Below are 18,177 nucleotides of genomic sequence, written 5' to 3'. Positions count from 1 at the left end.
GGTGACGGATGGCGCGGCCGAAGAAGACCGACCCACCCCGTCAGCGCGGCCCGGTGCGCGGCGGCGGCAGCCGGCCCGGCAAGGTCACCGACGCCGACCGGGCACGCATCATCGAGCTGCACGCAGAAGGTAAGGGCCGCAACGAGATCGCCGACGCCCTCGGCCTCACCCCCGGCACCATCACCTATTGGGCCCGCAAACTTGAGCTGCGGTTCGACGACTCGCAGACCGCCGAGGCGACCGCCGCCCGGCTGGAACAACTCAAACGCCGCCGCCTGGACCTGGCGGAGATGATCGAGGCCCGCATCCCCGATCTGCACGAGCGGCTGTGGAGTCCGGTCACCACCTACGAGCGCGGCGCGGATGCGTTGATCCCGGTCACGTTGCCGCTGCCGCCGCTGCGGGATCTGCGCGACGGCTACACCGCGCTGTCGCTGGCGCTGCGCAGCCTGTCCGAACTGGTCACCAGCCAGGCCAACGAGACCGTCGCGGCAGATCGATCGATGTTGTCGGATCTGTTCGACCGGCTCAAGGCCGCCGTCGAGGCCGACCACCAAGGAGATGACCTGGGCGAGCCAGACCAGCTGGAGGACGAGTCGTGAATGTGCTCGACGAGCTGCCGATCTCACGCAAGCAGGCGGTATCGATCGTGGAAGCCACCGCCCGCTGCAACATTTGGGAGGGCGCAATCCGGTCGGGGAAGACGATCGCCAGCATCCTGTGCTGGCTGATCTTCCTGTCCGACCCGCCCTCGGGAGGCCAGTTCGTGATGGTCGGCCGAACCCGAGAATCGCTGGCCCGCAACGTCATCGAACCCATGCGCGACACCGCCTTGTTCGGGCCGCTCGCAGGCCGGGTGTCCTACACCCTCGGTGCACCGACAGCGACCGTGCTCGGGCGGCGGGTGTTCATGCTCGGCGCCTCGGACGCCAAGGCGGAGATGAGCCTGCGCGGGCTGACGGTGGCCGGAGCCTACGTGGACGAGATCACCGTCATCCGGCCCGACTTCTTCCGGCAGCTGCTCGGCCGGATGAGCCTCGACGATGCACGCCTGTTCGGATCCACCAACCCCGACAACCCGGTGCACTGGCTCAAACGCGAATTCCTCGACCGCATCGGCCGAACCGGCCCCGACGGCCAGTCACTGCTACCCGATTGGCGCACATGGCATTTCGAGCTCGACGACAACCCAGCCCTCTCCGAAAAACGCAAACTCCAGTACAAGCGGGAGTACTCCGGGCTGTGGTACCGCCGGTTCATCAAAGGCGAATGGGTCGCCGCCGACGGCAGCGTATTCGACATGTGGGACGACCACCTCGCGGTCGACTGGGCCGAGCTGCCGCTGATGCAGCAACTGATCGCGGTCGGCATCGACTACGGCACCACCAATCCCACCCACGCAGTCCTGATCGGCCTCGGCGTCGACGGCGTGCTGTACGCGGTCGACGAATACCGGTACGAGCCCTCCACGATGAGCCAGCGCAAGACCGACGCCGAACTCTCGGCCGACCTGCGCGCCTGGCTGACCGCCCCCCATCTGCCAGACCTCCGGCAGGCCCGCATGAACGTCGAGTACGTGATCGCGGATCCGGCGGCCGCGTCGCTGCGCGTGCAGCTCGACGCCGACGGACTCCCCACCGCGGCCGCCGACAACGACGTCCTCTACGGGCTGCGCGTTGTGGCGATGCTGTTCAGCCGGGGCCTGCTGAAGATCTCCACCCGCTGCCCGGCGCTGCTGCTGGAGATCCCCGGCTACTCCTGGTCCACCTCGGCCACCGAGGACGGCCAGGACGCGCCGATCAAAACCAACGACCACGGCATCGACGCGCTGCGGTACGCGGTCATCACCACCGAACGCCTCTGGCGTCCGCTGATCGGATTCGACGAGGTCCCCGATGCTGCCTGACACCGACATCCCTTGGCCGCCACCACCCTTCGACCGCGCCCACAAACAGATGGCAATTTGGGATGCCTGGTACGCCAACGACACCGACCGCCTGTCCGACATCTACCGCCGCTATCCCGCTTACCGGCCCGCCCAATTCGCCGGTGGACTCGTCGGCCGCATCGTCCGCTTCTTCTGGGGCCGCCCCGACCCGCAAGCGGTCACCCGCCTACACGCCCCGCTCGCCTCTGATATCGCCCGTGGCAGCGCCGACATGGTGTTCGCCCAGCCGCCCCGGTTCGTCATCGGTGACGGCGACGCGCGCGGCGACCGTGCCGCCGCCCAGGCGCGGCTGGAGCTGCTGCTCGGTGGGGCCGACACCGCCGCCACTCTCCTCGAAGCCGGGGAACTCGCTTCCGTTCTCGGCGGGGTGTACCTGCGTGCTTGGTGGGACCGCAGTGTCGGCGATCACGTGGTGCTCGGCCACATGCCTGCCGACGCGGCCGTCCCGTACTGGCATTACGGCCGCCTGGTCGCCGTGACCTTTTGGCAAGTCGTCGCCGAGGACACCCGCGCGGGCGTGGTGTGGCGACACCTGGAACACCACGCCCCCGGTCGCATCGAGCACGGCCTGTACGTCGGCGGCCGCGACCGGCTCGGCCGCCGCCGCCCGCTGGCCGAGCACCCCGCCACGGAATGGGCTGCGCCCCTGGTCGATTCCCGTTCCGCGATCCCCACCGGCATCACCGATCTGACTGCCCGCTACGTGCCGAACATGAAACCGAACCGCGCCTGGCGCCGCACCCCTGGTCTCGCGTCGCTGGGCCGATCGGACTTCGACGGGCAGGAGAAGTTCCTGGACGCACTCGACGAAACCTATTCGGCGTGGATGCGGGACGTGGAACTGGCGAAAGCGAGACTGTTCGTCGACAGGCAGGTCACCCAGTCCCGAGGCCCCGGCGCGGGAGCGGTGTTCGACCCGGATCAGGCGATCTTCACGCCGCTGCCCGGTGGTTCGCTGGGCAGTCTCAAGGACGGGCAACCGCCGATCATCCCGCAGCAGTTCGCCATCCGCTGGCAGGAGCACCGCGAAACCGCGCTGGAGCTGACGGGGGTGATCCTGCGCGGCGCGGGCCACTCGGCCAGCACCTTCGGCGACGACCGGATCGCCGGAACCCTGACCGCCACCGAGGTCAACGCCCGCGACCGGCTGTCGGAACGCACCCGCGAGAAGAAGATCAACTACTGGAAAGCCGAGCTGACCCCGTTCGCCCGCGTGATCACCGAACTCGACCGCGTCCACTTCGGCAGCGCGATCGAACTCAAGGCCCACCCCGAGGTCCGGTGGCCGGTCCGCACCCAGCAACCACCCTTGGAAACCGCCAACCGGCTCGCTGTCCTCAAAACGGCCGATCTGATCTCCACCGAACAGGCTGTGCGCGAACGCAATCCGAACTGGTCCGGCGACGACGTCAACGACGAAGTCGCCCGCATCGAGGCAGAAGTTCAGCAACGCGCCCGAGAGGAATCCGCGCGGCCGTTTCGGCCTGCCGACATCACCAGATGAAGGAAGTAGGAAACGATGTCCGATCCCACGCCACCGACTCCACCCAGCGAGCCCGAAAGTGCTCCGCCGCCACCACTTCCCTCGGAACCGTCCCCAGCAGCATCGACACCCAATCCGGCCTCCGCCGAGCACGACGATCGCGATCCGGTGCGGTTGTCGGAGATGATCGCCGACCTGCGCCGCGATCTCGAGCAGGCCCGCGCTGAGACCGACGTCCGCGCCGATCAGGCCCGGGAGGCGGTGGTGCAGGAGATCGGCCGCGCGCTCGGCTTGGTGGCCGATGAGAACACCGACCCGGAGCAGGTCATTGCCGAACTCACCGAACGTGCCACCGCCTCGGACCGCAAGCTACGCGACTACCGGGTCAAAGACGCCATCACCACGGCCGCCGACACCCACCAGGGCGATCATAAGCTTCTCGTCCCGTACCTGCGCGGCACCGGGGCGCTGGACGAACTCGACCCGGATGCACCTGATTTCAGTACCCGCGTCGATTCCCTCGTCGCCGACGCGATCGCCGCCAATCCGAAGCTTGCCGGTGCTGCGGCGGTCGCGCGGTCTGGTGGTGACTTCAGCGCGGGCACCGCCAGCCCACCGGCCACCGATGACGACGAGGACATCGAGGCCCTGCGTCGCAAGGTCCGTGACTCCATCGCCAACTCCCGCACCTAACAGGAGGCTGTTGTGCCCAACAAGTTCCTCACCCCTGATGTCCTGGCACGCCGCAGCCTGGCCAACCTGTACGAGCTGACCGTGATGCTGCCGCTGGTGTACCGCGACATCTCCAGCGACTTCGGGCCGCAGAAGGTCGGCAACACCGTCAACGTCAAAAGCCCGCCCCGCTTCGAAGCCAAAACCTTCGACCGCACCCGCGGTATCGAGATCCAGGACGCCACCGAGAAGAAGATCCCGGTCGTCCTCGACACCATCGCCGACGTCTCGGTCGAGGTCACCACCGAGGAGCTGACCCTCGACATCGACGATTTCGACGAACAAGTCCTGCGCCCGGCGATGGAGGCGATCAGCCAGAAAGTCGACCGGGATCTGTTGTCGCTGCGCGCCAAGGTTACTCAGGAGTGTGGGGCTGGGCCGATGGAAGGCGGCACCGGCCGGTTGTGGGAGAACCCGGAGAATCTCATCGAGGCCGGGCGCATCCTCGACATCAACAACGTGCCCGCAGCCGGCCGTCGCGCGGTCATCGGCCCGACCACCAAGGCCCGCTGGCTGGGCAAACCGCTGCTGCTGCACGCCGACAAGAGCGACTCGACCGCCGCGCTGCGGCAAGGCTCGATCGGTCAGCAGATCGTCGGCTTCGACGCCTTCTGGACCCAGAACGTTCGCCAGCCCGCCCCCACCCCGGCCCCCGGTGAGCCGACCACCGAAGTAGGCGTCGCGTTTCACTCCACGGCCTTCGCGTTCGCTTCGGCCCCGTTGGAGTTGCCGCCCGGCGCCGACGTGTTCGCCGTGCAGTACAAGGGCCTGTCGATGCGGGTGGCGATGGACTACGACATCCGGCACAAGACCACCGTGATCTCTGTGGACACCCTCTACGGCGTCACCTGCCTCGACCCCCAGCGCGCCGTGCTGCTCAAAGGCTCCAACGCCGCCGCCCCCGCGACACCCACCACCCCTGACACCAAGCCGTCGGGCGGCAAAGCCGCTGGCGGCAAGGACGCGACGGCACCTGCGGAGAAGGCGGCCGCGTAATGCTGATCTACGCCAGCCCCGACGATCTCGCGGCCTTCCTCACGCCGGTGCCCGACAACGCCGCCGCGCTGATCCGTTCGGCCTCGATGCTGGTCCGCGACGTCACCAGCAACGACCTGTACGACATCACCCCGGCGGGCCTGCCGAGCGACCCGGACCTGCGCCAGGCGCTGCGGGAGGCGACCTGCGTACAGGTGGCCTCGTGGGTGGACGCCGGGATCGGCCCTGCGGCCGGTCTGAAACCGGCGGTGGCCAGCCAATCCGCCGACGGCGGCTCCGTCTCCTACAGCCTGCCCGACCCCGAGCAGCTGCAGCGCGCCCGCGAGCGGCTCTGCCACGAAGCCCATCTCATGCTGCGCAACGCCGGATTGGCCAGCGGACGACCGTTGATCTGCTGATGACCAGCCCGGCCTACCCGCACGGGGTGATGCTCGAGATCTACCGCGAGGGCACCCCCGACGCCTACGGCGATCTGCGCGACGCCGACGGCCGTCTGCTCGACCGCTACGCCCGCCCCAGCCACTCCATCGGCCCGTGCGCGATTTCCTGGATCACCACGGAGATCTACGTCGATGGCGAAATCATCGAAATCACAGCTCAAGTCACCGCCCCGGCCGGATCCGATGTGCGCTTCGCCGACCGGGTGAAGGTCAATGGGCGACCGTTCCGCATCGTCGGCGACATCCTCATCCCCCGGAACTCGTTCACCGGCTGGAGCCCCGGCGTGCGGTTCCGCATCGCGCACGGATTCTGAACCAGGACACCACGATTCATGGAATACGACGCGACCGGCAACGAATTCGAACTCGCGATCGGCACCGGCGAGGACGCGCGCCGGATGCTCCAGGAGGTCGTCGACCTCGGCGCGGACTACTGGCGCACCCGGTCGCGTCGCCGCACGGGATTCAACGCCACCCACGTCGTCGGCTACGTCGATCCGGGCGAGGGCCGCCAGTACGGAGTCGTGTACGCGTACGGCCACTACGCGCGCTACCGCGAACACGGCACCCGATACAACGCCGCCGAACACGTCATGGCCGACTTCCTCCACGTGATCGAGGAGCTGTGATGCCAACCTACCCGAACGTGCATGAGGTGCTGATCGGGCTGCTGTCGCCTATTGCGCCTACCGTGAAGACCAGGCACGCCGGACAACCGTTGCCCTACAACGTGGTCCGCCGTATCGGCGGCAGCGAGGACGGCATTACGGATCGGCCCATCGTCCGCGTCGACAACTACGCGGCTACCGATGAACAGGCCGAACGACTGAAAGAAGCTTGCCGCCATCGCATCACGGAATCGGGATGCACCCTTGTCGGCACCGTTCTGATCGATGCCGCTCGCGAGATCAGTGCTGGTCAGGACACGCTGCCAGCTGATCCCAGCGAACACAGGCAAACTGCCGTCTACCAACTGTCCATTCGTCCATGACGTGTTTCGGGGGTGCCGGGACACCGCAGAGGAATCTCACCCAGTTCCTCGAGCTGGAAGCGAGTCGATGTATCGGCGCAGGCTGGAACCTACGATTAGGTTCTTGGCGCCCTCCTGCCGAACCGCGATCTGGTCAGTGCGGATCAGTTCATTGATCCGCCACTTCGACAAACCTGTCGCGGCCTGCGCTGATTCGGTGCTGTACGAATAGGGCTGCGTGTCGACAGCGCACTCGGCAAGTACCTCGCGGATTAGTTCTTTGAGTTCGTCTCGGCCAACCCCGTTGGGACCGGCCACAGTCCGCACGAAACTTTCCAAAGCGGCGACGTTGATCAGTTGTTCGGTCACGAGGCACGCTCCTCACGCTCGATGCCGTGACTACGGGATTGGGATGAAATCAGAGTGCCGCGAATGCTACTGGCTTGCGCCACTATCTCGCGCCGGTATTTCCGGCGATCAGCATTGTTCTTGAACCCGCGAGTGCGTACGGCCGATGACGGTTGACGTCTCGGAACCAGGCGTTGGCACGACCGCGCCCATCTACTCCCCACAGGAAGGGACCGCCATATGTCCATGTGGCACATCACGATCACCAACCGTGATCACCTCGAAGAGATAAGGAAATCGCTCATGACGCAGCAGGACACCATCAATGCTCTGGTCGCTCAGCTCGACAAGGCGCGCGGCGAGATCGTCGCCGAGATCAAGCGGCTCGAGGATCAAATCGGTACCGGCGAGCCGCTGGACTTCACCGCGCTGAAGGAGCGCGTCCAGGCACTCGACGATGTCGTGCCGGACAAGCCCGACCAGCCGGACACTCCGGATCAGCCGGAGACTCCCGATCAGCCGGGGCCGGACCAGCCGAGCGAGCCGGGGCCCGAGCAGCCCACGGAGCCGGGCACCGATCAGGCCAGCGCCTCCTAATCCGGGCAACAGGATTTCGTTCGCTTCGCCCGGCCCCGTGCTGCGGGGCCGGGCGAGGCGTTGCTCGACCTCGTGTGAGGAGTAACGATGGCGGCAGCCACATTCGAGCAGATCGCTTCCTGGAACAAGGATCTGCTGCTCAAACCTTTGAAGGGCGCGGTGCTGGTCGCGCCGATGTCAGTCGCGATCCCGGCGGCGTTCACCGCGGGCGCGTCGGCGGCCTTCCAGTCCCTGGAGGGGTATTCGTCGCTGGGGTTGATCGACAAGTCCAACGGCCCGCAGTTCCGGCCGGAGCAGCAACTGGCCGAAACCGAGTCCTGGGGTGCGTTGGAGCCGACGCGGTCGGACATCGTGAAACGGGACATGAGTGTCGGATTCACCGCGCAGGAGTTCAAACGTCCTGTGCTGGAGCTGGTGTCCGGTCGCAGCTTGGCCGATGTGAAGGCCGATGCGGTGACCAAGGAGTTGGGCTGGAACGAGCCGGTGTCGCCGGACACGATTCACTATCGGGTGATCTTCTTGTTCGTCGACGGTGTCGGGGCGCGGGAGAAGTGGCTGCTGCGGATCATGCCCCGTGCCAGTGTCACCGAGATCGGGCAGCAGCAGTGGAACCCGGAACAGGTCGCCTCCTGGCCGATCACGGTTAAGGCCACCGTCGACGACAAGCTCGGGTACTCGCTGCGCAATGTGTTGTGCGGTCCCGGTGTCGCCGACCTTGTGATCCCGATGGGATTCACCGTCGCCACACCACCGTCGCCATCGCCTTCGCCGCCCGCCGGTAACGGTTCGAAGACTGGAGAAGGGAAGGCTGCCTAGTGTCTGCATCGTCTCGCCGCCGCAACCAGCGGTCCGGCACCCAGAATCCGCGTCAGCAGGCCTCGCGGTGGGTGCAGATGCGTGATGACGCCCGCGCCGAGCGCAAGCGGAAACGCAAGCCGCCGTATCTGTTCGATGGCACCACCCCGCCGACTCCGATCCATGAACCGGACACGGTGTGGCAGGTACTCACGCTGGCGGCGCTGCTGGACGGGCAGCAGATGCCCGCCGGCCGAATCCGCGAGTTGTTCCAAGCACTGTGCGGGGACGGGTTCGACGCGGTGTGGGCAGTGGTGAAAGACGAACCGGCCGAGGTGTTGTGGCCACTGTTCGAGGCAATCAACACCCATTTCAACGCGCTGCCCGATCCGAACCAGGTAGGTGAGCTGCCGGGGGGTTGACCGGCCTCGTGCACCTCATCGAATCCTTCGGTGAGGAGATCGAGGCCGACCTGTTCGAGCGGAGCTGGGATCTGCTCGACTACTTCCGCGGCGTGCGGCCGTGGCCGCAGCTGGTCCGCCTGCTGCGGCGGCTGCCGATGTGGTCGCACTACCAGTCCGCTCTGTTGATGGACCCCGACATCGGCGAGCGGCGCGCCCGCGAGGAGATCGACGAGGGCGCTGCGCCGCAACCGCTTGCACCGTTGCATTACGACCTGTCGGCGCTGTTGATGCTGCGGCAGATCGACATCACCAAGGAATTGATCCGCGTGATCGCGTCAGTGTTCGGTGACCGACCGGCCGCGCCGTTGCCGCCGGAACCACGCCCGACCACTGCGGAGGCGATGGCCCGCGCCCAACGCGACCGTGACCAGGTCCGCGACGTTCTCACCCGGTTGGGGGTCACACAGTAGACGAGAGGGCGGTGAGCGGTGTGGCGCAAGCCTATTCGGCGGGCTCGTCCCGGCTGACCGTCTACCCCGAATTAGCGCGCGATTTCGTCACCCGGCTGCGCACCCAGCTCGACCGGGTCCGTGTCACGTTGCCGGTGCGGGTGCTGCCGAACCTGGATGGGTTCGCGGCTGAGCTGCGCGCTCGTCTGGCCGCGCTGCGCGATGTCGGCATCGGGGTCCGAATCACGCCGGACCTGACCGGGTTCGCCGCCCGACTCGACGCCGAACTCGCGCGGTTTCGTGGCCACCGGATCGGTGTCCGCATCGATACCGATCACTCCCAGTTACAGCAGCTGTCACAGCTGTTCGGGCAGCTCGGTGGTCGCGCGTCTCCGGCCGGGGCGTCGATCTCCGGGCTCGGGTCGACGATGACGTTCGCCTCCGTCGCGGCCAGCGCGTTGAAGGCAGCGATCCTCGGGCTGGTCGTCGGGGCGTTGTTCCCGTTGATGGCGGTTGCCGCCCAGGCGGCCGGTACCGTCGCGCTGCTCCCGGCAGCGGCGACCGCCGCCGCTGCGGGCTTCGCCGCGGTCGCGGTCGGTGTCACCGGAGTGAAGGACGCCTTCATCGCGGCCGCGCAGGCGTCAGAGTCCGCCAGCCAAGATGCTGAGGCCCGCGCCCGCTCGATCGCCGCCGCTCAGCGCGGGGAGCAGCAGGCCACCCGCGGTGTCGAGCAGGCCCGCAAGGATCTCAACCGCGCCTACGCTGATGCGTCGAAACGATTGCGGGACTTGGAGCTTCAGGCCCGCGGTGCGGCGTTGAGCGAAGGCGACGCCCTGTTGTCGATCGCCGAAGCACGCCGCGATCGGGCACAACTGCAATCGACCGACCCGCTGGACTATGCGCGCGCCAACCAGCGCGTCGCCGACGCCGAACAACGCCTGCTCGAAGTGCGCGCTCGCCGCGCCGACATCGACGAACAAGTCGCCAAGGCCCGCACCGGCGTCGAGGGCGACGATCAGGTCGTCGCAGCACGCGAGCGCCTGGCCGACAGCGAACGCCAGCTGGCCGACGCCCGCACCGCCCTCACGGACGCGACCACGCAGGTCGCTCCGGCGCAGCAGGCGTTCGAGCGGGCCATGGCCAAACTCTCGCCTGCCGCCGCCGATTTCGTCACCAAAATCCGCGGCCTATCCGCAGCGTGGACCAGCTTCCGGATGGCGGTACAGGAGCCGCTGTTCGACGGGCTCGGCGATTCGGTCGTCCGGCTCGCCGATTCCCAGCTCGGCCGCGTCCAAGACGGGCTCGCCGCGATTGCCGCCACGATCAACGCCGGGATCCGTCGCGTGCTCGATGATCTGGCCACGCCAGAGACCGGGGACAAGCTGGACAAGATCTTCCGCAACGCCGAGGTCGCGATCGGCCCGCTGATCGACGGCGTCCGGGACCTGGCCCAGGGTCTGTTGTCGCTGGCCGGGGTGGGCAGCGAATTCCTGCCCGGCCTGAGCAAGAGTTTCGCCGACACGATGGCCAGCTTCCGCGCCTGGGCCGAAAGCCCCGAGGGGCAGCAGCGGTTCCGGGACTTCCTGCAGCGCTCGCTGGATGCGCTGGCCAAGATGTGGGAGCTGGCGAAGTCGGTCGGTCAAGCCCTTGCGGTGTTGGTTACGTCGGCACGGCCGTCGGGGGAGTCGATGCTCGATTCCCTGGTCCGCAACCTGGATCGGTTCAGCGCCTGGCTGGCTTCGCCCGAGGGGCGTCAGGCAATGGCGAGTTTCTGGGATGACGTGCGGACCACGGTTACCAACCTCGCCAGCCTGGCGGTGTTCCTCGGCCGCGCTGCCGAGAAGCTGTACGAGTTTCTGGACCTGGTGCGTGATGTCACCGGGATCAACATCATGCAGGGTGCGCTGTTCACGCTGCTCGAACAGCTCCGCAAGGTGCCCGACGCGCTCAGCACGATTCGTGACTGGCTGGCCGAGCACCTGCCCGGCGCCTTGTCATCCTCCGTGCTGGATTTCGCCGGGTTCGGTGACGCGCTCGATGCGCTGCGGCGGCGGGTGACCGAGATCGTGGCAGCGATCGGTGCGGTGTGGGACGGGCTGCGGGAAACGATGGCCGCGCCGATCAACTGGGTGATCGAACATGTGGTGAATGGCGGGTTCAAATCGGCGTGGAACGCCATCCGCACCGTGGTGCCGCTGTTGCCGGAGTGGACCGCCGACGTACCGCTCATCCCGGTCGCTCGACGCGCCAGCGGCGGCCCAGCCGAGGGCCGAGTGAGCGGGCCGGGGTCGCGGACGTCGGACTCGATTCCGGCGCTGCTGTCGCGTGACGAACATGTGTGGACCGCTGCCGAGGTCGACGCCGTCGGTGGGCACGCGCAGATGTATCGGATGCGCCGGGCCGCGCTGGCCGGGCAGCTACCGGGCTTCCGCGACGGCGGTGGCGTGCTGGGCTCGATCGGCGATTGGGTCGGCGACAAGCTCGCCTCGGTCACCGCGCGCGTGCGTGAGAAAGTCGCCGAGCTGTTTGTGCGTCCGTTGCGCGAAATCGCTTCCGCGATCCCGGATTTCGGTGGCGGGATCGGTGCGGTGCCGCGTGCGGTGGTCGATCAGGTCGCCGAGTCTGCGATCGGGGTGATCGGCGGCCGCGCGGCAACCCAGCCGGTCGACCATCCTCGGTCGGGGCCGGTCCTGGCGGCCGGGGAAGGGGTACAGCGGTGGCGCGAGGTCGCGTTGGAGGCGTTGCGGCGCACCAACACTTCCGAGTCGTATGTGGATTTGCTGCTGTATCAGATGCAGACCGAATCCGGTGGTGATCAGTACGCGATCAACTTGTGGGACTCCAACGCCCAACGCGGCACACCCTCGAAGGGGTTGATGCAGGTCATCGACCCCACCTTCCATCGCTACCGCGACCCCACCCTGTCCGACGACATCTACGACCCCCTCGCGAACATCGTCGCCGCGATCAACTACTCCAAGGCGGCCTACCCCAGCCTGGAAGCCGCCTGGCGCGGAGTCGGCTACGACACCGGAGGGATCTGGCCCTCGGGCACGCTGGGCTGGAACGCCTCGGGCAAGCCGGAGGCCGTGCTCACCAACGAGCAATGGCGCTGGTTCCGCGAATTCATCGACTCCCTCGCCCAGCCGGTACCCGGGCAGCAGAAACCCGGCCTCGACGACCCGGTCCGAACGGGCCTCGACCTGGGCACGTGGGACACCTTGGGCCGCAAGGCCACCGACGCATTCCAGAGCGCCGGTGAGGCGGCGTGGTCGGGGCAACTCGATGACGCCCTAGCGGTGATCGGCGCACCGAACTTGCTCACCGGTGAGCGGGCGCGAGCACTCGACGACTACGCCCGCGCGTATCAGATGTTCGAGGCCACCAAAGCCGCCCGCGCGGCCGGGGCCACCGACTTCCAGCAGCTGATGGACCAGGTCGCGCCTGCGCCCGCCCCGACCGACATCCCGAGCCCGTCGGCAGGGCCGGTGTCGAACGTCGACAACTCCGTGCACATCACGGTGCAGACCCGCGATGTGGACGAGGGCTTCCGCCGCGCTCAGCAGATCGCCGATCTGCGGTCGCTGCAACACATCGCGAGGAGGTGAACATGCCAGTGGTGCAACCGGAGTCGGTGCTGGTGGAGATCTTCGGGGTGGACGGGTCGCGGTGGATCATCAACGGGCCCGGCGTCGACCGTGACGCGATCACACTCGCGACCAGTCCGAAAGGCATCTACGACGCCCCAGTCACCACCAGATACAAAGCCTCGGCGTTCCAGCGCGGCGCAACCTATCTCGGCAAGCGGTTCCTCAAGCGCGACATCACCTTCGCCGTCACCATCCACGGCCGCGACCCCGAGGACTGGGAAGACCGCGACGCCGCCTGGCGCGAAGCCTGGGACTACGAACCCGACTCCTGGGATCCCGACGCCACGCTGACGAAGATGCAGATCAGCACCGACCGCACCACCCGCTGGCTGTGGCTCGCGTTGGACAAGAGCATCGAGCTGGAATCCGAACGCGACCCCCACATCCTGCGCAAATCCGTTGTCCCCATGGCCGTCACCGCACCCCAGCCGATGTGGGAGGAGACCCCGAAGGTCACCGTCTGGGAAACCACAGAAGCCAGCGGGGAGGGGTTCGTCGAGGTGTCGAACCCGACCGATGTGGAGATGGCGCAGAAATGGGTGGTCACCCGCGGCCGCTGGACCCTGCCCGACGTCTCCTGGCGAGGGAAGAAACACCACCGCGCCCCCGGCGGCCCCTACGCGACCCGCACCATCACCCTGCCGCTGCTCACCGATGTCGAAGGCGGCGCACGGATCGACCTGGATCCGATCAAGCTGCACGTGCGAGATCTGCACGGCACCAACCTGATCGGCCGCATGGGCGGTCTGCACTTCATGCACCGCATCCCACCCAAGACGCCCCCGACGTTGCTGCCGGTGAAGGTCACCGACGCTCCCGCCGGTGGCGCGCGAGTCGAGCTGCATCAGCCGCGGTTGTGGCTGCGGCCGTGGGGATGGCGATGAGCGTCGACCTGAACGGGATGAGCCTGGCCGAGCAGTGCGACGCCATCTGGCAGGCCACCCTCGACGCCGACCGCGCCGACGACCGCGGCCGCCGCAGCCAACCGCTGGTGCGGCTGTGGGATGGGAACTGGCGGTTGGCCGGCATCGTCGCCTCCGAGTACCGCGCCGAGTTCACCTGGGTCGACAACGACACCGGCACCGCCCTGATCGAACTGCCCCTCGACGATCCGCTGTCGAAGTGGGTGTGGCGCACCCGAGCCCGCGTCGAGCGCGGCGAAGGCCGCAACATCCACATCACCTGCGACAAAGCCCCCGGCTCCCGCTGGTCCGGACGATTGCACGACCACTCGATCGAACGCCGCGCCGACGGCACCCTGGTACTGACCTTGCGGTTCGTCCACGACTACCAGCACCTCAAGCACTATCTGATCTGGTCCAACCCCTTTCTCCCCGAAGGTGTTCAGATCCCGCGCGTGTTCGGGCCGGTCCCCGGCCCCGCACGGTGGGCGTTGAAGCTGCCGCTGTTTCTGAACGTGATGCGCGAGCAGCAGAACTGGTGGGGGCTGCCAGACGATCCGCTCGACCCCGCCTCCTGGTTGTCCGGGCTGGACATGTCGAACTGGAGCGTGGTCGTCGCGCCGACCAGCTTCGCCGAAGACCTCGCTGCCGGAACCCTCTGGGCGGTACCGCATTCGCGGTTCAAGTACTGGCACGACATGGCCGCTGACATCCTCGAAGACGCCGAACTGTCGGTGCGCTGCCGCCGCTGGCTCGAAGGCGACCCACCGCCATGGCCCGGCGCCCCGCGCTTGCGGCACGGCGTGCTCGTCATCGACATCGTCAACACCTCCGGCTATTTCAGCGACACCTCCAACGGCGGCACACCGTTCGGTGGTCTGCTGCGCACGGTCGCGAAGTTCTCCGAGGACTTCATCGACACCATCGAAGAACCCATCGCCGATCCGGTCGTGCCCGACGACTACAAGGTGCCCGGACATCGCCGCACGCATCCGTCGATGCCGTTCGCGGTGTACTTCGACGGACCCGAAACCGGTATCGAGACAAGCACATTCACCGAGACCGCCGCCACTGCGGTCCAAGTGGTGACGGGTGGGTCGTCTATGCCCGGCGTCGATGCCACCATCAGCGCCGGGATCCAAATGGCCGGTGATCTCATCGCGGCGATGATCGGTGTCCCGCCGGTCGGCGGAGCCACCGACGCCATGCTGCGGCCCCTCTACCAAGGGACACTGCTCGCCTGGATGAAGGCCGAATCCAACGCGCGCGCACGCAATTCCGGGTGGTCAAGGTTCTTCGAATACTTCTCCGCCTCACCCGGCCGCGCCTACACGGTCGCGGCGATGATGGCCCTGCGCAAGGGATTCCAGGACACCAAAGCGTGGTTCTCCCACGAGATCACCGTCCGCGACGGCGCACCCTTCGTGATCGGCGAGGACGGGCACTGGTTCCTCGGCGACCGCATCGGCGCCACCGCGCCCGGCGATGAGACCTACACCATCCGTGTCGACCGCGTCCGCGAACTCACCCTCGCCTGGGACGTGGAAACTTTCCCGGAATGGCGGCCACTCATCGGTGATCCGACCAAGAACAAAGACCGCGGCCAACGCACGCTGGACCTGATCGCCGACCTCATCTCAGGAGTACACGACTTGGGGGTGCTGGCATGAGTTCCGATGGGCATTTCCCGACCCGCGACAACTGCGACCCCACCGACCCGGAGGAAGCGTTCCTGTGGATGCTCGTGGGGCTCCCCGGCTTGAAAGGTGCGCCACTGCTGCTGCCGATCGAGCACCTCCGGCAGGTCTCGCGCCGATTGTGGGACTGCGGAGCCCGCCCGGTCGAACAACCGACCATCAAATACCGCCCACCACGCACCGGTGACCCGCACTGGCTGATCTCGCCCGGCACCTGGGTCGACATCAACGACCCCGACCCCGAAAACGTTTTCGACGTCCGGGAATTCGTGGCCGCGCTACCGCTGACCCAGCGTCAACAGCTCGCCACCGCACTCGGGCTGACCGGCACCATCCCGGACGAACCCGCTCCCGCGCTGCCGGTCACCACGCCGGTCTCGGTTGAAGCCGACGCCGACAACAACACCCCGCCCCCGGCGTTCGATCCGACCCGCCGCAGCGTCAAAGCCGTCCTGAGGTATCTGCGCGACGCCGACCCCGACGAACGCGACCGCGTCCTGGCCATCGAACAACACCTCGGCAAGGCCCGGCCACAGATCCTGTCGCACTACCAGCGCGCATAACCACAACGCGCGTGGATGCGTTGCGTCTGCACCCCAAGTGATTTCGCGTATCTCGCACCGAAATGGAGTATCCGTGACCGAGTTCGGTATCGACGTCAGTAACAACCAGGGCGCTTTCGACTTCGCGGCCGCGGCCGCCGAAGGCTTCACCTTCGCCACCCACAAGATCTGCGAGGGCACCTGGCGAGATCCGTTCTGGCCGAGGGCGCGTGAGCAGATGGCCGAGCACTTCGAGTGCTGGGGCGGCTACATCTACTGCCGCCCCGACACCCACCCCGACATCGAAGCCGACGCCGCGCTGACCTACATCGGCGACACCACCGTGCCGATCCAGCTCGACTACGAAGACCACCACGGTAGCCCCAGCCTCGACGACTTACTCGCCCGCGCGAATGCGCTCACCGATCGCGGATTTCCGCTGTTGCCGGTGTATCTGCCGCGCTGGTACTGGCGCGACCACATGGGCTCCCCGAACCTGGCCGGGCTGCCGGTCGGGATCTGGAACAGCCACTACGTCACCGGCACCGGCTACGCGTCGGCGCTCTACCCCGGCGACGACCACCCCGGCTGGACGCCCATGGGCGGCAAGCAGATCGACATCCTCCAGTTCTCCTCCACCGCCACCGTCGCCGGTCAAGCCATCGACGTCAACGCCATCCGCGGCGACCGCACCCAGGTCGCCCGCCTGTTCGGAAAAGACAAGGACCCCGACATGCAGCTCACCGACACCCTCGTCAACAAGGACGGCAACACCGTCACCGTCGCCGAAATCCTCGCCAGCATCGACATGCACGCCTGGTGGCTGGTCGACCAGCTCGCCGGACCCGACTCCCGCCGCCAGCCCGGCCCCGACCTCACCCCCACCGGCTGGACCCAACTCGACAACAAATCCGTGGTTGACTCCATCGCCGCAGCGCACGACAAGATCGACACCGCCACCGCCCTGCTCGGCCAGGTGCAGGACAAGATCCAGACCGTCCTCGAACGGCTCGACACCGACCCCTCCGTGGGCCGCCACCGTGCGCAGTGACCGCAATGGGATGGCCCAATCCGGACTTAGTCCAGGCCGTGGGGGTGGCGATCGCGACCGTGATCGGCGCAGTCACCGCCCGCCAGGCCGGAGAGGTCCGCAAACTCCGCGCCCGCATCAGCGAGCTGGAACGCCGAAATCGCAGCGACACCGAGCGGTTTCGTGAGGCGCTGCGGCTGATCCGGCAGCTATTGCGCCACAGCGACGAACTCGCCGACCAGCTACGCCAGCACGTGCCCGGCGTGAAACCCCCTGCCGCCCCGGAGATTCCGGACTGGCTCGACAACGAACTATGACCACACCGAACAAGCCGACCCCCGACGGCTCCTGGCTCGTCGGGGCGTTCCGGCGCTTCCAAGACCAAACCGCCGAAGAAGCCAAAGCCGCCATCAAATCCGGCGTTATCGGCGCGTTCACCGGAGCGCAGAACGTGCACCGCCGCGAGGTCCGCGAACCCATCCAACGCCGACCCACCTACGACGAGGTCCCCACCGACATCCCGCTGTGGGTGAACCTCACCTCCACCGACGACACCACCTTCCCCCTCGCCCTGCTCGCACGCCAACCCGACAAGGACGGTGTCCTCAACGAGGCCCCGTTCTACCAACCCGCCACCGGCGCACTCGAACTCGGCATGATCAGGTGTACCCGCGACCGCGAATACCGCCAGGTTGGCACCATCATCGGCCCATCCGGATGGACGCTGATCCACGACGTCCATCTCTGCGTGTACACCCTCAACCAGGACACCGGGGACCTCGCCCTCTACTGGACCAGCGGAGATATCAAAAGCCAGCTCACCGCCGCCTCCACCCAATACCGGTTCGAAATCCCGCCCCTGCGCGCCCGCCAGGGCGACGTCTACGCTGTCGGCTTCCTCGCCAACTATGTTGGCGTCAGCGGCTACAAACTCGCCACCATCCCGCGCTGGATCGTCAACCAACCCCTCGGAACCGAGCCCGGCCACCCCTACTACTGGAGCCGCGGCACCAACGGAGGTGGCCCCGGCCCCGGCTGGCCCACACCCCCACCATTCCTCAGCAAAGCCCATGTCGGCACCAACCACTGGTGGCCCTGGTTCCTCCTCGGATGAAGCATGCCTTGCCGAGAACAGGAGAGGCCAGGGGCCCAAACCACCCCTGGCCTCCAGCCTTACAGGCGCCGGAAATCGCT

General features: G+C 67.3%; 21 protein-coding genes. 20 read left to right on the top strand and 1 reads right to left on the bottom strand.

Features of this window, described 5'->3' with window-relative positions:
• Positions 1 to 8 precede the first annotated feature (8 nt).
• The 9 genes from IU452_RS33060 to IU452_RS33020 all read left to right on the top strand — a co-directional run bounded on the left by IU452_RS33060 (position 9) and on the right by IU452_RS33020 (position 6,590).
• Entirely contained in the window at positions 9 to 602 is a 594-nt protein-coding gene (locus tag IU452_RS33060) for a helix-turn-helix domain-containing protein (RefSeq protein WP_195113165.1), read from the top strand.
• The gene (locus IU452_RS33055; protein WP_324192974.1) at positions 599 to 1,906 is read left to right on the top strand and encodes a PBSX family phage terminase large subunit; all 1,308 of its coding nucleotides are present in this window, start codon (positions 599 to 601) and stop codon (positions 1,904 to 1,906) included. Before IU452_RS33060 ends, IU452_RS33055 begins: the two co-directional genes overlap by 4 nt.
• Positions 1,896 to 3,452, top strand: coding sequence for a phage portal protein (locus IU452_RS33050; RefSeq protein WP_195113164.1), 1,557 nt, complete (start codon positions 1,896 to 1,898; stop codon positions 3,450 to 3,452). The genes IU452_RS33055 and IU452_RS33050 overlap by 11 nt, the downstream gene beginning before the upstream one ends.
• 162 nt (positions 3,453 to 3,614) lie before the next feature.
• Positions 3,615 to 4,124 (top strand): hypothetical protein, encoded by a 510-nt coding sequence (locus tag IU452_RS33045; protein ID WP_195113163.1) that lies wholly within the window; start codon positions 3,615 to 3,617, stop codon positions 4,122 to 4,124.
• Between the two features lie 12 nt (positions 4,125 to 4,136).
• Complete coding sequence (locus IU452_RS33040; RefSeq protein ID WP_195113162.1) at positions 4,137 to 5,159, top strand: P22 phage major capsid protein family protein; 1,023 nt, start codon at positions 4,137 to 4,139, stop codon at positions 5,157 to 5,159.
• Positions 5,159 to 5,557: a hypothetical protein gene (locus IU452_RS33035; RefSeq protein ID WP_195113161.1), complete on the top strand. Its 399-nt coding sequence runs from the start codon at positions 5,159 to 5,161 to the stop codon at positions 5,555 to 5,557. Before IU452_RS33040 ends, IU452_RS33035 begins: the two co-directional genes overlap by 1 nt.
• Positions 5,557 to 5,913: a hypothetical protein gene (locus IU452_RS33030; RefSeq protein WP_195113160.1), complete on the top strand. Its 357-nt coding sequence runs from the start codon at positions 5,557 to 5,559 to the stop codon at positions 5,911 to 5,913. The genes IU452_RS33035 and IU452_RS33030 overlap by 1 nt, the downstream gene beginning before the upstream one ends.
• 18 nt (positions 5,914 to 5,931) lie before the next feature.
• Positions 5,932 to 6,228: a hypothetical protein gene (locus tag IU452_RS33025; RefSeq protein ID WP_195113159.1), complete on the top strand. Its 297-nt coding sequence runs from the start codon at positions 5,932 to 5,934 to the stop codon at positions 6,226 to 6,228.
• The gene (locus IU452_RS33020) at positions 6,228 to 6,590 is read left to right on the top strand and encodes a hypothetical protein (RefSeq protein WP_195113158.1); all 363 of its coding nucleotides are present in this window, start codon (positions 6,228 to 6,230) and stop codon (positions 6,588 to 6,590) included. Before IU452_RS33025 ends, IU452_RS33020 begins: the two co-directional genes overlap by 1 nt.
• Positions 6,591 to 6,626: 36 nt before the next feature.
• Here the strand turns inward: IU452_RS33020 and IU452_RS33015 are convergent, their stop codons facing one another.
• On the bottom strand, positions 6,627 to 6,938 hold the full coding sequence (locus IU452_RS33015) for a hypothetical protein (protein WP_195113157.1): 312 nt from the start codon (positions 6,936 to 6,938) through the stop codon (positions 6,627 to 6,629).
• A 282-nt stretch (positions 6,939 to 7,220) separates the two neighbouring features.
• Between IU452_RS33015 and IU452_RS33010 the strand changes: the two genes are divergently transcribed.
• The 11 genes from IU452_RS33010 (at position 7,221) to IU452_RS32960 (ending at position 18,097) form a co-directional block, all read left to right on the top strand.
• On the top strand, positions 7,221 to 7,514 hold the full coding sequence (locus tag IU452_RS33010; RefSeq protein ID WP_195113156.1) for a hypothetical protein: 294 nt from the start codon (positions 7,221 to 7,223) through the stop codon (positions 7,512 to 7,514).
• A gap of 87 nt (positions 7,515 to 7,601) precedes the next feature.
• Positions 7,602 to 8,330, top strand: coding sequence for a hypothetical protein (locus IU452_RS33005; protein ID WP_195113155.1), 729 nt, complete (start codon positions 7,602 to 7,604; stop codon positions 8,328 to 8,330).
• Positions 8,330 to 8,731, top strand: a complete 402-nt coding sequence (locus IU452_RS33000) for a hypothetical protein (protein WP_195113154.1) — start codon at positions 8,330 to 8,332, stop codon at positions 8,729 to 8,731. The genes IU452_RS33005 and IU452_RS33000 overlap by 1 nt, the downstream gene beginning before the upstream one ends.
• On the top strand, positions 8,728 to 9,183 hold the full coding sequence (locus tag IU452_RS32995) for a hypothetical protein (RefSeq protein ID WP_195113153.1): 456 nt from the start codon (positions 8,728 to 8,730) through the stop codon (positions 9,181 to 9,183). The genes IU452_RS33000 and IU452_RS32995 overlap by 4 nt, the downstream gene beginning before the upstream one ends.
• An 11-nt stretch (positions 9,184 to 9,194) precedes the next feature.
• On the top strand, positions 9,195 to 12,770 hold the full coding sequence (locus IU452_RS39350; RefSeq protein ID WP_195113152.1) for a transglycosylase SLT domain-containing protein: 3,576 nt from the start codon (positions 9,195 to 9,197) through the stop codon (positions 12,768 to 12,770).
• 2 nt (positions 12,771 to 12,772) lie between these two features.
• Positions 12,773 to 13,696, top strand: a complete 924-nt coding sequence (locus IU452_RS32985) for a hypothetical protein (protein WP_195113151.1) — start codon at positions 12,773 to 12,775, stop codon at positions 13,694 to 13,696.
• Positions 13,693 to 15,384 (top strand): hypothetical protein, encoded by a 1,692-nt coding sequence (locus tag IU452_RS32980; protein ID WP_195113150.1) that lies wholly within the window; start codon positions 13,693 to 13,695, stop codon positions 15,382 to 15,384. Before IU452_RS32985 ends, IU452_RS32980 begins: the two co-directional genes overlap by 4 nt.
• The gene (locus tag IU452_RS32975; protein WP_195113149.1) at positions 15,381 to 15,974 is read left to right on the top strand and encodes a phage gene 29 protein family protein; all 594 of its coding nucleotides are present in this window, start codon (positions 15,381 to 15,383) and stop codon (positions 15,972 to 15,974) included. The genes IU452_RS32980 and IU452_RS32975 overlap by 4 nt, the downstream gene beginning before the upstream one ends.
• 73 nt (positions 15,975 to 16,047) lie before the next feature.
• A complete protein-coding gene (locus IU452_RS32970; RefSeq protein WP_324192973.1) occupies positions 16,048 to 17,004 on the top strand; it encodes a GH25 family lysozyme in 957 nt (318 codons plus the stop codon).
• A gap of 44 nt (positions 17,005 to 17,048) precedes the next feature.
• Positions 17,049 to 17,300 carry a hypothetical protein gene (locus IU452_RS32965; protein ID WP_195113148.1) on the top strand — a complete coding sequence of 84 codons (252 nt, stop codon included), beginning with the start codon at positions 17,049 to 17,051 and terminating at the stop codon, positions 17,298 to 17,300.
• Complete coding sequence (locus IU452_RS32960) at positions 17,297 to 18,097, top strand: hypothetical protein (protein WP_195113147.1); 801 nt, start codon at positions 17,297 to 17,299, stop codon at positions 18,095 to 18,097. The genes IU452_RS32965 and IU452_RS32960 overlap by 4 nt, the downstream gene beginning before the upstream one ends.
• Positions 18,098 to 18,177 lie beyond the last annotated feature (80 nt).

The sequence above is a fragment of the Nocardia transvalensis genome, assembly GCF_015477765.1.
In the GTDB taxonomy this organism is placed as follows: Bacteria; Actinomycetota; Actinomycetes; order Mycobacteriales; family Mycobacteriaceae; genus Nocardia; species Nocardia transvalensis_A.
Note: the sequence above shows the minus strand (reverse complement) of the source record. Positions and strands in the feature narration are given on the sequence as shown.